This is a genomic window from Erwinia sp. BNK-24-b, assembly GCF_047456155.1.
GTDB lineage: Bacteria > Pseudomonadota > Gammaproteobacteria > Enterobacterales > Enterobacteriaceae > Erwinia > Erwinia phyllosphaerae.
Window position 1 is genome coordinate 1,687,948 of the sequence record NZ_CP179901.1, and the last position, 13,147, is coordinate 1,701,094.

Consider the following 13,147-nt stretch of genomic DNA (forward strand, 5'->3'; position numbering starts at 1 on the left):
ATATAGTACATCAATGTTGTACACAGTAAAACAAATGGAGACTAACCATGCCTGCCTCACAACAGAAATTAATAAATTTGAATATTGAGCGCGTTAGCGCGGAAGAGGTCCGTCAGGCCGCCGAATATCAGGCGGCGATTCTCGCTGATGTGGCCGGACGCCGCGGCACATTACATGGACGTATCAAGCCACTGGCGCCGCACATGGCTGTGGCTGGCCCGGCGATTACCGTAGAGGTCCGCCCGGGAGATAACCTGGCTATTCACGCTGCGATGGCCGTCGCCAAACCTGGCGACGTGTTAGTGATAGACGGCAAGGGCGATCTCTCTTGCGCTTTACTGGGTGAGATCATGGCAACGCAGGCACAGGCCAGCGGCATCGCAGGTATCATCATTGACGGCGCAGTTCGCGATGCTGAAACCTTAAGTAAACAAAGCTTTCCTGTTTTTGCAGCCGGTCTCAATCCGTGCGGCCCTACCAAGTTCATTCCAGGCCGGGTCAATCATGCTATTTCGGTCGCGGGCGCCGCGGTGCAGGCGGGAGACCTGGTGGTTGGGGATATTGACGGCGTCGTGGTTATCCCCCGCGATGAAGTAGGCACCATCATTGAGCTGGCGAAAGGTAAACTGGAAGGGGAGGTAAAACGTCTGTCGGCTATCCACGACGGCGATCTTCGCCCACACTGGCTGGAGAACGCTTTGCGTCAGGCGGGTATGCTGAGCGAAGGGGAGGTATTGCCATGAGCGTTAAAAAAGTCGTACTGGTAACCGGCAGCGATTTGGCTGAAGCGGCGCTCGGCATGCTGGAAGATTATGAACTCGTATTTGCTGGTCGCCAACCATCAGAAAACCAACTAATAGAATTATGCCAGCAGCATAATCCGGTCGCCATATTAGTGCGCTATGGCAAGATTACAGCATCTGTGATGGATGCCGCTCCGGCATTGAAGGTAATTTCCAAACATGGCAGCGGCATTGATGTAATTGACGTCGAAGCGGCGGCGGCGCGCGGCGTGATGGTTCGTGCAGCGACAGGCGCTAACGCCGCGGCGGTTTCAGAACACGCCTGGGCATTAATTCTGGCCTGTGCCAAGTCAATCATTCCGCTTGACCGCCGCCTGCGCGAAGGGCACTGGGATAAATCGACGCATAAATCGCTCGAACTGGAAGGCAAAACGCTGGGGCTGATTGGTCTGGGTGCGATTGGCAGTCGCGTAGCGAAAATTGCCGGCGCCTTCGGTATGAAGGTGCTGGCTTACGATCCTTATGCCGCCACGGTTCCCCCCGGATGCGAACGTGTTGATGTACTCAAAAATCTTCTTACGCAGGCTGATGTTGTATCTCTTCATTGTCCCTTAACGCAACAAAATCGGGGAATGATAAATGCCGTTACGCTGGCACAGTGTAAACCCGGCGCCATCCTGGTCAATACCGCGCGGGGCGGATTGATCGACGATGCGGCGCTGGCAGCGGCATTAAAAGGGGGGACGTTGCGCGGGGCGGCGCTCGATAGCTTTAGCTGTGAACCATTAACCACGCCGCACATCTGGGAGCAGGTCGAAAATGTCATTCTGTCTCCGCACGTTGGTGGCGTAAGCGACGCCTCTTACGTGAAAATGGGTACAACCGCAGCGGCCAACATTTTGCAGGTGCTACAGGAGTTATCTCAGACAGAGACGACGTACTAATTTTTATTCCCTCCTGTTTTTTAACAGCTCCGGCTCGTTCGGGGCTGCTATAACTTATGCATTATTTTTTGTCACAAGAGAAAGGTCAGCTTTTCGCTCTGAGCGGACATTAACCTGCACAGAGTCCACTATGTGTCAGGAACAGACATTGTTTGCTTCATTTTGGACATCGAAAAAATAAAAGCTAACTCAGGCAAAGTAAGGTTTTAAAATTTCTTCTGTCCATTTCATAAAGGCTCTTACGCGCTGAGAAAGGCTGCGTCGGTGCGCGACGACAAAAGAAGCGGCCAGCGGCTCGGGAAGCAAACCGGGCAGTACTTCAGTCAGCGTTCCGCCTTTTATATGAGGCAAGAGAGAGGAATAACCGCCCTGGATTAAGCCTAAACCCGCCAGCCCTGCTTCATGGTAAGCTGGCACACTGTTGACCCTCACCGAGCCAGGTAACAGCAGAGTCTTGTAGCCATTGCCTGTCGGATACTCCCAGCCTTCAGGTTTAGAACCAAAATTTCGCATGTAATGCACCATCCTGTGTCCCTGGCTGACAAGATCATCGAGCGTTTCCGGAACCCCGAACCGGTCCAGATAATCCGGACTTGCCGCATTAATCATGCGCAGATGGCCCAGCGGCCGAGCAATCAGTGTTTCATCAACTATGGGCCCGAGACGGACAACGCAGTCAAATCCTTCCTCGACGAGATCAACACGGCGATCGGTACTTGAAAGTTCTATTTCCAGGTCTGGGTGTGCTTCCAGCAACTCCGGCAAAGCGGGGATTACCACGCTTTGTGCCAGTACAGCGGGCATATCAACGCGTATCCTGCCCCGCAGTGACATGCCGCCCTGAGAAAACATTGCCTGCAGTTCCTCCGCTTCGGATAACAGATCACGCGCACGCGAATAAAACGCCCGCCCGTCTTCCGTTAATTGCACTGTCCTTGTTGTCCGGTGAAGTAGGGTTGCGCCTGTCTGCTGTTCGAGCTCACGCACCAAGACTGACGCGCGTCCTTTATGAATTCCGAGACTTTCTGCAGCCCGGGTAAAACTCTTCATTTCTGCCACTCGTGCAAAAACAATCAGCGCTTCCAGATCTTTCATTGTTAACCAACCGAGTAACAGTGCGTTATTTTTTTCGTTATTTAAGGCAATACTAATACCAAATACACTGCTTTCACAACGCATATCCTCCATGACTCCGTATAAAGGCAACTAAGATGACTGAAATTTTGAAAAGACTGAAGCCGTTGTTATCTATCACTCCGGCTATGGGCATACGGCACGAATGGCGGCGGCGGTAGCTGAAGGTGCCAGTACCTCGCTGATTACTATTAACTCTGAGGGAAATATAACTGAGCAAGACTGGGTAAAACTCTGTGAGGCCGATGTCATTCTGTCCGGTTCGCCAACCTCTATGGAGGACCCAGCTGCACAATTAAGTTGAATATTTTAAAACACTTTAGCTAATTTTACGCCGGTCTGTGTGCTTATGCAGTAATACAGCACCGCTTATAAAGGATAAAGAGAAATGAATAAAGGTTATTTAATCGCTCACGTGACCGTCTCGGATAGGGTTGCCTATTCTGAATATGCCAGAGCCGCAGGGGAGGCGATGCAGGCTTTCAATCCGAAAATAATTGCCTGGTCCGGACAATATGAAAATCTTGAAGGAGAATCTCATGATAAACATGTCATATTTGAATTTGACTCTTTTGATGAGGCCAAACGTTTTTACGAAAGTCCTGAATATCAGGCTGCCAGATTGATACGGGCGGGTGCTGCAACCGGAACGTTTGTGTTGGTTGAAGGGGCAGGCCTCTAATACAATAAACTGACAGGTCCGCTTTTCGCTCAAAGCGGACGTTACTGGACGCATGTCCGCTTTGTGCCAGAAGCGGACGTTGGTTAAACTCGGTTGGGTATGCCCTAAAACAGGGCCGGGATGGTGGCTGTCTGATAAAGCCTTATGAAAGAGGATAGGTAATATCAAGATAAGCTAAAGCCAGATTATTGACGCATTCCAATAGCCAGGCGATTAAAAGCAGACATCAGGGAAATTGCAAAAGTCAGATCAGAAATTTCTGTATCACTAAAGTGAGCTTTCAGAGGGTTAAAATAACTATCCTTTCCGAATGTCTCACTTACGTTGACTAATGCCTCCGTCCAGTCCAGTGCCGCTCTTTCCTTATCATTAAAACGAGAACTTACTTTCCATCCTGAAAGCGCGTCAATTTTTGCATTATCCACACCTGCAGTCCGCAAAGACTTTGCATGCATTTCCAGACAGAAAGCGCAGCCGTTTATCTGTGATATTCGCAGGTAAACGAATTCGATAAGTTCTTTTCCTAACGTACTTTTCTCAAGCGCCTTTTTTGTAGATGCCAGGCCTGCATAGGCTTCTCCCGAAAGCGAGGTATAAGGCAAACGAAGTTGGGACATTGGATATCTCCTTAAGATGTAGGCTGAAGATATTATACGTTTCTGTCTGTCTTGAAGTGATCCAGAGTGCTCCTGAAGGAGCAGGGAAGATGCATGGATCCTGTCCGCTTTTCGCTCATAGCGGACTACACGCCTGCATCTGGCTGCTTCGTGCCAGACATGAGCCTTGCAATCATCATTGTGTTCGAATATGTGAGTAGGTTAGTTTGACCACCAGGTAGGGCTAAAAGACTGTTTAGAGCTTTTTAAGCCATTCTGAGCCGAATCATCTCAAGTAAGGACACAGCTGATATGAAAATTATTGAAAGCGGCATTCGTGGCGTAGAACAAGGTAAAAATGTGAAAGTAGTCATGCCGGTAAACATCTATGAATGTGAGCTGGGCGATGATGTTTTTGTAGGGCCGTTTGTAGAAATACAAAAGGGATGCATTATAGGCGACAGAACCAAAGTACAATCTCACACTTTCGTTTGTGAAAACGTTATCTTAGGTGAGGACTGCTTTATAGGTCATGGTGTAACCTTTGCTAACGACCTTTTCAAAAGTGGTGGTCCTGATGCTTCTGCAAAAAGCTGGATAAATATTGTATTGGGCAACGCAGTAACAGTGGGCAGTGGCGCAACAATTTTAACAACGGAAATTTGTGGTGGTGCGGTAATTGGCGCAGGTAGCGTGGTTACAAAGCCCGTGCAGGTAAAAGGAATATATGCTGGCAATCCCGCTCGGCTTCTGAGAAAACTTTAAACATTATCTCTGCATTTTCCCTAAATTCATCTTCCTTTTAGCCCAAAAGACGTCCGTTTCTCGCTCAAAACTGGCTATTGAACCTTGCATTAAGGCAATTTTGTGCCAGAAGCGGACATTTCAAAAATGTGGTGCATCAATAAGTAGACAGTTATTCATAAAAGGCTGGGGATAGACGTAACGATGCCCACTGTTCAGTATCATGCCCGTAGACCACAAACGCTGCATTTTCACTTGCAGCGATATCTGCAATTTTCCGTGTACTCCGCCTTATACCGGTCTCATCATCCATATCTGTAACGTATATCTGACGTGTAGCCGCATCTGCCATCGAATGATGCATAACAGCATCGGCTGCAAGCAAAACAACCCCTGTTTCAGGAAGTCGCAATAAAAGGGACTGGTGCCCGGGGACATGTCCGCTGGTTTCGAGCAACGTGACTCCCGGTACAAGCTCATAATCACCCTCTATCAAACGATACTGGAGAGCAGGATGATCCCATGATGTACGATTTGCTTCGAAACGGGGATGTCCACTTCTGGCCAACTCATAATGTTCTTTCTGAATGATGAATTCGGCACTGCTAAATAAATCATGATTGCCGGAATGGTCTTCATCAAGATGGGTGCATATAAGGTAGTCAATATCGGCCGGACTAACGCCGATGGCTTTGAGACGAGCAGTAACTGTATCCTCGGGCCTAATCTGAATTGTAAGATCCGGCGGATTTACAGGCGTATCTACAAAGGAGCGAGGCCAGCCAGTATCGACCAAAATATTAAACCCCTCGTCTGTTTGAATCAAATATCCTGGTACCGGTATCTCCCCTGGCTGCATAGTACCCAGGTAAAGCATGTAAAGACGCATAACATTTTTCCATAGTATGTTTAAAGGTAGATGAATATATTTCCTCCTACAGAATATCCAAAAAGATTTACCTGATAAATTCTAACTTCTGTATTTCGCTCATCGCAGACAGTGACTGTTCAACAGACCGCTTTGTGCCTGGAACGTAAGTTGTGGTCGTTATGACCTGAGTATCAATAAGCGTTGGAAAAATTAAAAGCCGCCAGCTCGCGGCTTATGTGCGGAAAATAAATTCATCTGTATTCAATAATATCAAACCCTTCGTCAAAAGATGGTTCTGAGAAGTAACTTGTTATAATCTCAAATTGTTTATCTGAAGCTGCAAAATGGTGAGTATCTTCTGCATTGCGGGCACGTAACCGGCTTTTACACACTTCATCTGGCACGTTCAGGAAATGCAGGCGATTTGCGGCACCAGACTCTTTGATGATACTCATCATCCATTCACGATTTGTTCGTGTATTTGCGGGGAAGTCCAGGACAACTGATATCCCCGCTTTGAGTAACGATACCAGATGGGGGTTCAAGGCGTTTCTGAGCCTGGCGGAGTACTGCACATAATCAGCGACTGATTGCATTTCATTTCCATAGAGTGCAGCAAGCCAACTATCCTCGTTGATAATGACCGTACGGAAGGCAGCTCCTAATTTTGTTGATAACGTAGATTTACCTGAAGCAATTTTCCCACATAACAGATGCAGAGTCGGTTTTTCAGATGATGTGGCACTGGTGATATCCATTGTTTACCTCACTGGATTGCTCCCGGTAAGGCCCACCTTACCGGCGGGAAAATGGCAAACGTTATCCCACCTTAGCCTGAAAGGTGATAATAATGAATGAATAAGACAACGCTGAGTAAGTTTTCATCGCTTTCAAACTAGCAGGTTAAGACTATAAAAGCAGCCATTGCTTCACTTTTAATTTTGCATGTCTGCTTCTCGCTTATTGCAGACAGTGACTGTTCAACAGTTCGCTTTATGTCAGGTGCGGATGTTTAAACATTAGTGTTCATCACGCTCTGTGCGAAGCTGGCTGCTGACATCAGTGAAAGAGCGGCGGCGACGGCGATAGACATTGCTTTGAAGGTTTTCATGGTTTTTATCTATAGTTTGTATGGTTGAAAGCTTGTTCGCTTTCGAGGAGGTAATAATCATAGTTACTATCGCTATGTTAACAATAAATACTGGTATTGTGATCGCCCTGACTATCTCGGTGATAAGTATTCTCAATAAGGATTTCTTCAGCATCATGTACAATGAAAAAGCCGCCTGAAGGCGGCTTTGTGTTATCAGTAGTACTTAGTGGGCCGCCTTTACTGCATCCAGACCATTCAGGCAGTGTCACAACCCTTTATCACTGGCAAGGTATTCTTCCGATCTGCCGCGCAACGCATTTGGCGTTAGCTTTAATCTCACTGAACCGACTATCCTCGGCCGAAGCAGACTCCCATGCCTGCCCACTACCGCCCCAAAGTAGACCTCTTTGAACGCGCGAAATCCACGGCTGGGTTTTGCGCAACTTTAAAGTCAGATCACGCTTTATTATCGAGCTCAGGGATACCGCTGCTTCGGTCAGCATATGCAGCCTGGAAACCCGGACGCTGTTGCCAGCGCTGCCAGTATGCGTCCAGAAACTCGAAACGTTCGTCCAGCGGCGTAGCATTTACCGGGAACTTCGAGAACGCGATCGCGGTTGCCAGCGTGATGTCGGAGAAAGTAGGCTCTTCGCCCCCCAGCAGCCATTGGCGCCCGTCGGAAAGATGTTTATTGACCAGTGCAGCATGCGCTAACGCTTCTTTGCGGCAGTGTTCGCCCCAGGCTTCGTTCTTCGTCAGTTCGAGTTTGAAGCCGAGACCGGTATGCAGAACGTGGAAAGCCGTGACGATTCGATACAGGATGTGAACCCAGATGCGGTTATCCCACATGTTGTCCAGGCCCTGCTCCAGCGGCGTATCCCCCATGATCTTGCGGCCCGGGTAGGACTGGTCCAGGTACCGGACCACAGCTGCAGTTTCGGAGATATAGCTACCGTCAGCGAGCTCAAGGGTCGGCGTCTCACCCCAGGCATTCATTTTCAGGTGACGCCATCCACGCTGTTCGCCAACCGGCGTCATGTCGTAAATAGTCTCCTTGAACTGATCTGCGATCCCTTTTTCATGCATAAACAGGCGCAGGCGCTGTGGGTTAGGGAAAGCCGAAGGCGAAGTGAAAACGTTCAGTTTGCTGGTCATTGTGTAGCTCCTAAAAGTAGGTCGAGGTGTAGGCCAAGACCGAGCACTGCTTGAGTCGCGGGGCCTTGATGCGTTGTTGCTGAAGTAGTAGACATACTTTAATGCGTAGCTTTTGGTTAATAAACCGTGTAACAATCAATTCATTTATTACAAATGGTAATCAATATGGCAACGGGTAGCCCACTTCAGCCTGGCAGCATTGAACAGTTCTGTAGAGCAGCGGAGACCGGCAGCTTCACCGGTGCGGCTGAGATTCTCGGTTTGACGCCGGCCGCAGTCAGTCGGTCGATCAGTCGGCTCGAGCAGCGCCTTGGAGTACGTCTTTTCTTGCGGACCACCCGCGCTGTCAAGCTTACAACGGAGGGCGAGCTCTATTGGAAAGAGTGTCATCTGGCGCTTGAGCAAATCGCCGAGGCTGAGCGAGCGATCACGGGTTCACAAACCATTCCTAGCGGACCGCTACGCATTAGCGTCAGTGCTGCTTACGGAACATTTCGCCTTTTACCCTTAATGCCCAGGTTCACTGAGCTTTATCCGCAGATCGATATTGAGATTAGTATCTCGGACAAAATAATCGACTTTGTTGAAGAGGGCTTCGATCTGGCAATCAGGCTAGGCGTTCCTCAAGATTCGCGTCTTGTCGCCTTCAAGCTTGAGAACGCCTCGCTTGGGGTATTCGGAACTCCGGCATATCTTGCAAAAAAAGGTGAACCATATCGTATTGATGACCTCAATCAACATGATTGTATCCAGTACATATCACCCAATACAGGGCGCCCGCTGCAGTGGCTGTTTACCGATGAATCAGGGACTCTAATCGAGAAACAGATAACGAGCAGGATGCGTGTACTTAATGATGCGTTAGGGGCTGTCGCCTGGGTTAACGCAGGCGGAGGCCTTTATCAAACCTATAGTTTTGCAGTGGGAGACGCTTTAAGGCGTGGAGACCTTGTCGAGGTCCTTCAAAAATACGGCGGCCGCTCTCGCCCATTTTCGATTCTCTACCCCCAGAATCGTCATCTGTCGGCGCGGGTTCGCGCATTTGTAGAGTTCTTGCGTTCAGCAGTTAAATCATGACTTACAGGATACGCTCCAATGATTCGGATATCGCCGGTCATTTTTACTCACAAAAGCTCGCACGCACCGTCCAGTACGAGTCCGGACTTGAACTTAATATCATGACGCGGTTGGAGCGTAGCGATCAGGTTTCATTTTATCAGGAACAACCCGTTGTTATACCGTACAGTTTTAAAGACAAACTCCGAAAGTACTATCCGGATCTGCTCGTCACCTTTAATTACCTCACGACAATGTTAGTAATGCACACTCGGCGCTGGGAATAATTTCGTACTACCGCTCCTCGCTCAAAGCCGCCGCTGCTGGTCATGCGCCCGCTCTGTCCGAAAAGCGGCCTTTAATCATCGCTAAGTAAGCTTTTCCGGTACGTGGCGAAACAGGCTATGCTTTCAAATCTTTAGAAATTATATCGCTCGTGATTTCGCAAGCCATTAAACGCCCATCGCGGTTCCAATCTTCTGGGGATAACGGAAGTTTTTTATTTCTTAGAACTGAGTTGAGAGGCAGGAATGACCAATCAGGAAGCACCTCAACAGGTTTTTATCGGCACTAGTGCTTACAGCAGCATTGCCAGCAGCACAGAGCACAATAGCAGCACATAAATTCGCGCATGCCAGACGTCCGGTATGGCGGGGGACGTTCTTCGGGTAATCAGAATACCGGCCAGTCCCGTTAAGACCAGCAAGGCCATGATCTTCAGGTTCACAAAGCCCAGGAAGCCGCTTACCGGAATTTTTTGCCATCCGTCGATTACATAAATGATGGTTCCGCACAGCGCCACCGGCAGAGAAAGCAGGGTAGCGGCGCTGATGCAGTCGCGCATAGAGTAGCCGTGCCGCCGCAGCAACGGCACCGTCATTACGCTGCCGCCAACACCGAGCAAAGCTGCGATTATGCCAATCAGGATGCCGCCGCCCGTCGCCGATGCCAGCGATAAACGACGCGGAAGGCTACCGCTGAAGAAACCTTTGCGAAGCAGGCAATCGCCAATCGTTACCAGCATATAAAAGATAAACAGTAGGCGGATCGGTTCTTCGCTTAATAGCCCTGCCAGCCATGAGCCGACCACCGCGCCAGCGGCAATAAACCACACCAGCGGCAAACATGCCTGCGTTGAGATGGCGCTTGCACGCCAGTTTCGATAGCTGATCCATCCTGCGTTAAATATCATGACCGCCGTCGAGGTGGCGACAGCTATATGCATCGCATTTCCGGCCATTTCAGGCTGGTGGCGTAACAGCTGGTAAACAAAGGGTACGACGACGAAACCGCCGCCAAAGCCAAACAGCACCGTCGTAATGCCGGTGGTAAAGCCTGCCAGCGCAATAATGAGAATATCGTTCAAGGGAATGTTCCGCAGTGGAAATGGATTGATAGCTTATCGCCTCTACACACCGCTTCCCCTTTGCGAAACACTCAATTACCCTTGCAAAACGGTCAGAGGGAGACAAAAGTGCGCAACGTAAGCATTGATGATGTCGATTTTATGCAGCGTGATGTGGTCGCGATTGGTAATGACTATGCGCAGGGGTTTTTACTGGCCTCCCATCAGCATCGCCGCGCGCAACTGCTGTATGGCGCAACCGGTCAGATGCATGTATCAACCCGTGACGGAGAATGGGTGGTACCCCCGCAGCATGCAGTATGGATCCCTCCTCAAACACTGCACGCTGTAAAGTTTGTGGGCGTAACCACGCGGAGCCTGTATATAAATCCAGAATGCGCAGCGCGGTTAAATCATGGCAGTCGCTGCGAGGTCATAAGCGTATCGCCACTTTTGCGTCAGCTACTGCTTGAAGCGGTAGATTTACCGCCGCTCTACGACAGCGATCGCGATCGTGCGCTGATGAACCTGCTGTTACTGGAACTGGCAGCCATGCCGGTGCGCGCGTTCGATATTCCGCTGCCGCAGCATCCTGCGCTGCTGGCGCTGTGCCAGGCGTTTTTGCTCGCTCCGACTATCCACGATCCAGCCGAACGCTGGGGCAGGGCGATGTTTATGAGCGCCAGCACCTTTCGTCGTCATTTCCTGCAGCAAACGGGCATGTCATTTTCCGGCTGGCGTCAGCGAGCCTGTGTGGTCAGTGCGCTGACGTGGCTAATATCGGGCAAACCGGTAAACGAAGTGGCGCTGTCTCTTGGTTATGATAACGGTTCATCGTTTGCGACCATGTTCCGCCGCGTAACAGGCCAGTCCCCCTCTTTTTATCACCCGATTTAAGCGATCCGGCCTTTAATTTCTGTTATGGAAATGGTCAGCTCCAGGCGATAAACGGACCTTATTACTACGCATTGAAAAAGTGTCGCGCCGCAACAAAAATATCGATGATTATCTAATTCCGCCTGACAAGATAGCCTGCACAATGATGAATGGCTTCGTCATCCATTCGCAGGAGAATATCAACAGCGAACCGTTAAATGTCTCGAGGCAATAAGATAAATCCCGGTTGGATTAACGGCAGTAAGGCTGACATTAATTTTTTACGTGCTTTTTTTGCCAGGCTGCAAAAAATAAAATGAAAAATTATTGCGGTGCGCATATGAATAATTAATCAATTTTTTACCGCCTTATACAGTGCATTTTTATGCAAATTGTATGCAGTAAAGCTGCATAAAAAAGATTTTTTCCATTTCTTTCAGATCTTTGAAAGGGGTCAAAAAGTGAATAGAATGTCTCCACGATGTATTGACTTTGTTACGGCGGGCGGTAAATATCATCCTCACTTAAAACGGAAGGAACAGATTGATTTAATCAAACTTCACCCGAACCCGGCATGGCTATCTATTTAATGGTCAATATCGATCGCGATATGATTAATTAATCGCGCTGATTAACTTTCCTGCCAAATACATAGATCCGTTTCGCCGATATTCCCTTTTTTCATTTCAGGAGAAATGACAATGTCTGCACGTCCACACCGCGACGATTTCGATAAATATATGGTGCCCTGTTTTTCTCCTGCGCCATTTATTCCGGTAAAAGCCAGCGGTTCGCACGTCTGGGATCAACAGGGCAAAACCTATATCGATCTGGCCGGCGGCATTGCGGTTAACGCGCTGGGACATGCCAATCCTCACCTGGCCGAAGCGCTTAAAGCGCAGATTGACCGGCTGTGGCATATCGGCAACGGCTATACCAACGAACCGGTGCTGCAGCTGGCGAAAACCCTGGTGGAGTCCACTTTTGCCGACAAGGTCTTTTTCTGTAACTCCGGCGCGGAAGCCAACGAGGCGGCGCTCAAGCTGGCACGTAAAGTTGCTGCCGACCGCCACGGCAAAGGCAAAAGCGAAATTATCGCCTTTCAGAACGCCTTCCACGGGCGCACCCTTTTTACCGTGACGGTCGGCGGCCAGCCGAAGTACTCGGCGGACTATGCGCCACTGCCCGGTGATATCACCCATCTGCCCTACAACGATTTACAGGCCGTCAGCGACCATATATCTGAACGCACCTGCGCCGTGATCGTCGAGCCGATTATCGGCGAGGGCGGCGTTCGTCCTGCCGATCCCGCTTTCCTGCAGGGGCTGCGTCAGCTTTGCGATCGCTACCACGCCGCGCTGATTTTTGACGAGGTGCAGACCGGTGCCGGGCGCACTGGTTCGCTTTACGCTTACCAGCACTATGGGGTTGAGCCAGATATTTTAACCAGCGCCAAAGGGCTGGGCGGCGGCTTCCCCATCGGCGCGATGCTGACGCGCGACGCCTGGGCGCAGGCGTTTCAACCCGGCACGCACGGTACCACCTTCGGCGGCAACCCGCTGGCCGCTACCGTCGCCAACAGCGTACTGGCGCAACTCGACAGCGCGCTGCTGGAAGGGGTGAAAGCGCGTCACGACTGGATCGTGGAGCGATTAGGCGCGCTGACCGCGCAGTTTGAGGTGTTCAGCGATATCCGCGGTGCAGGCCTGCTGATTGGTGCCGAGCTGGCAGCGAACTATCGCGGCAAAGCCAAAACCCTGACCAATCTGGCGGCGGAAGAGGGGGTCATCGCCCTGATCGCCGGGCCGGACGTGCTGCGTTTCGCGCCAGCGCTGAACATACCCTTCAGCGACCTGGAGACGGCGTTTACGCGGCTTGAGCGTGCCATCGCCCGCTTTGTCGGCTAAC

General features: G+C 50.1%; 13 protein-coding genes and 2 pseudogenes. 8 read left to right on the plus strand and 7 right to left on the minus strand.

Annotation, left to right across the window (positions count from 1 at the left end; genetic code table 11):
• The first annotated feature begins 47 nt into the window (after positions 1 to 47).
• On the plus strand, positions 48 to 743 hold the full coding sequence (locus ACMGGR_RS07490) for an RraA family protein (protein ID WP_414148551.1): 696 nt from the start codon (positions 48 to 50) through the stop codon (positions 741 to 743).
• A complete protein-coding gene (locus ACMGGR_RS07495) occupies positions 740 to 1,687 on the plus strand; it encodes a hydroxyacid dehydrogenase (protein ID WP_414148552.1) in 948 nt (315 codons plus the stop codon). Before ACMGGR_RS07490 ends, ACMGGR_RS07495 begins: the two co-directional genes overlap by 4 nt.
• A gap of 189 nt (positions 1,688 to 1,876) precedes the next feature.
• On the opposite strand, the gene ACMGGR_RS07500 is transcribed toward ACMGGR_RS07495, so the two are convergent.
• Entirely contained in the window at positions 1,877 to 2,782 is a 906-nt protein-coding gene (locus ACMGGR_RS07500; RefSeq protein WP_414148923.1) for a LysR family transcriptional regulator, read from the minus strand.
• Positions 2,783 to 3,209: 427 nt separating this feature from the next.
• On the opposite strand from ACMGGR_RS07500, the gene ACMGGR_RS07505 reads away from it, so the two are divergent.
• Positions 3,210 to 3,503 carry a DUF1330 domain-containing protein gene (locus ACMGGR_RS07505; RefSeq protein ID WP_246757658.1) on the plus strand — a complete coding sequence of 98 codons (294 nt, stop codon included), beginning with the start codon at positions 3,210 to 3,212 and terminating at the stop codon, positions 3,501 to 3,503.
• Between the two features lie 185 nt (positions 3,504 to 3,688).
• Here the strand turns inward: ACMGGR_RS07505 and ACMGGR_RS07510 are convergent, their stop codons facing one another.
• Complete coding sequence (locus ACMGGR_RS07510) at positions 3,689 to 4,120, minus strand: carboxymuconolactone decarboxylase family protein (RefSeq protein WP_246757657.1); 432 nt, start codon at positions 4,118 to 4,120, stop codon at positions 3,689 to 3,691.
• Between the two features lie 291 nt (positions 4,121 to 4,411).
• Between ACMGGR_RS07510 and ACMGGR_RS07515 the strand changes: the two genes are divergently transcribed.
• Positions 4,412 to 4,864, plus strand: coding sequence for an acyltransferase (locus tag ACMGGR_RS07515; protein WP_414148553.1), 453 nt, complete (start codon positions 4,412 to 4,414; stop codon positions 4,862 to 4,864).
• A 151-nt stretch (positions 4,865 to 5,015) separates the two neighbouring features.
• Here ACMGGR_RS07515 and ACMGGR_RS07520 read toward each other — a convergent pair whose 3' ends face one another.
• From ACMGGR_RS07520 to ACMGGR_RS07535, 4 genes and pseudogenes are all read right to left on the minus strand, one after another.
• Positions 5,016 to 5,732: an N-acyl homoserine lactonase family protein gene (locus ACMGGR_RS07520; protein ID WP_246757655.1), complete on the minus strand. Its 717-nt coding sequence runs from the start codon at positions 5,730 to 5,732 to the stop codon at positions 5,016 to 5,018.
• A gap of 233 nt (positions 5,733 to 5,965) precedes the next feature.
• Positions 5,966 to 6,472: an AAA family ATPase gene (locus ACMGGR_RS07525; RefSeq protein ID WP_414148554.1), complete on the minus strand. Its 507-nt coding sequence runs from the start codon at positions 6,470 to 6,472 to the stop codon at positions 5,966 to 5,968.
• Between the two features lie 272 nt (positions 6,473 to 6,744).
• A pseudogene (locus ACMGGR_RS07530) lies at positions 6,745 to 6,825 on the minus strand (DUF1471 domain-containing protein); the annotation flags it as partial.
• A 438-nt stretch (positions 6,826 to 7,263) separates the two neighbouring features.
• Positions 7,264 to 7,962: a glutathione S-transferase family protein gene (locus ACMGGR_RS07535; protein ID WP_414148555.1), complete on the minus strand. Its 699-nt coding sequence runs from the start codon at positions 7,960 to 7,962 to the stop codon at positions 7,264 to 7,266.
• Between the two features lie 165 nt (positions 7,963 to 8,127).
• Between ACMGGR_RS07535 and ACMGGR_RS07540 the strand changes: the two genes are divergently transcribed.
• A complete protein-coding gene (locus ACMGGR_RS07540) occupies positions 8,128 to 9,039 on the plus strand; it encodes a LysR family transcriptional regulator (RefSeq protein WP_414148556.1) in 912 nt (303 codons plus the stop codon).
• A 17-nt stretch (positions 9,040 to 9,056) separates the two neighbouring features.
• Positions 9,057 to 9,305: pseudogene (locus tag ACMGGR_RS07545) on the plus strand (hypothetical protein); the annotation flags it as partial.
• Between the two features lie 290 nt (positions 9,306 to 9,595).
• Here the strand turns inward: ACMGGR_RS07545 and ACMGGR_RS07550 are convergent.
• The gene (locus ACMGGR_RS07550) at positions 9,596 to 10,384 is read right to left on the minus strand and encodes a sulfite exporter TauE/SafE family protein (protein ID WP_414148557.1); all 789 of its coding nucleotides are present in this window, start codon (positions 10,382 to 10,384) and stop codon (positions 9,596 to 9,598) included.
• A 108-nt stretch (positions 10,385 to 10,492) separates the two neighbouring features.
• Between ACMGGR_RS07550 and ACMGGR_RS07555 the strand changes: the two genes are divergently transcribed.
• Positions 10,493 to 11,260 (plus strand): AraC family transcriptional regulator, encoded by a 768-nt coding sequence (locus ACMGGR_RS07555; protein ID WP_414148558.1) that lies wholly within the window; start codon positions 10,493 to 10,495, stop codon positions 11,258 to 11,260.
• Between the two features lie 680 nt (positions 11,261 to 11,940).
• Positions 11,941 to 13,146, plus strand: coding sequence for a bifunctional succinylornithine transaminase/acetylornithine transaminase (locus ACMGGR_RS07560; protein ID WP_414148559.1), 1,206 nt, complete (start codon positions 11,941 to 11,943; stop codon positions 13,144 to 13,146).
• The last annotated feature ends 1 nt before the right edge of the window (position 13,147 follow it).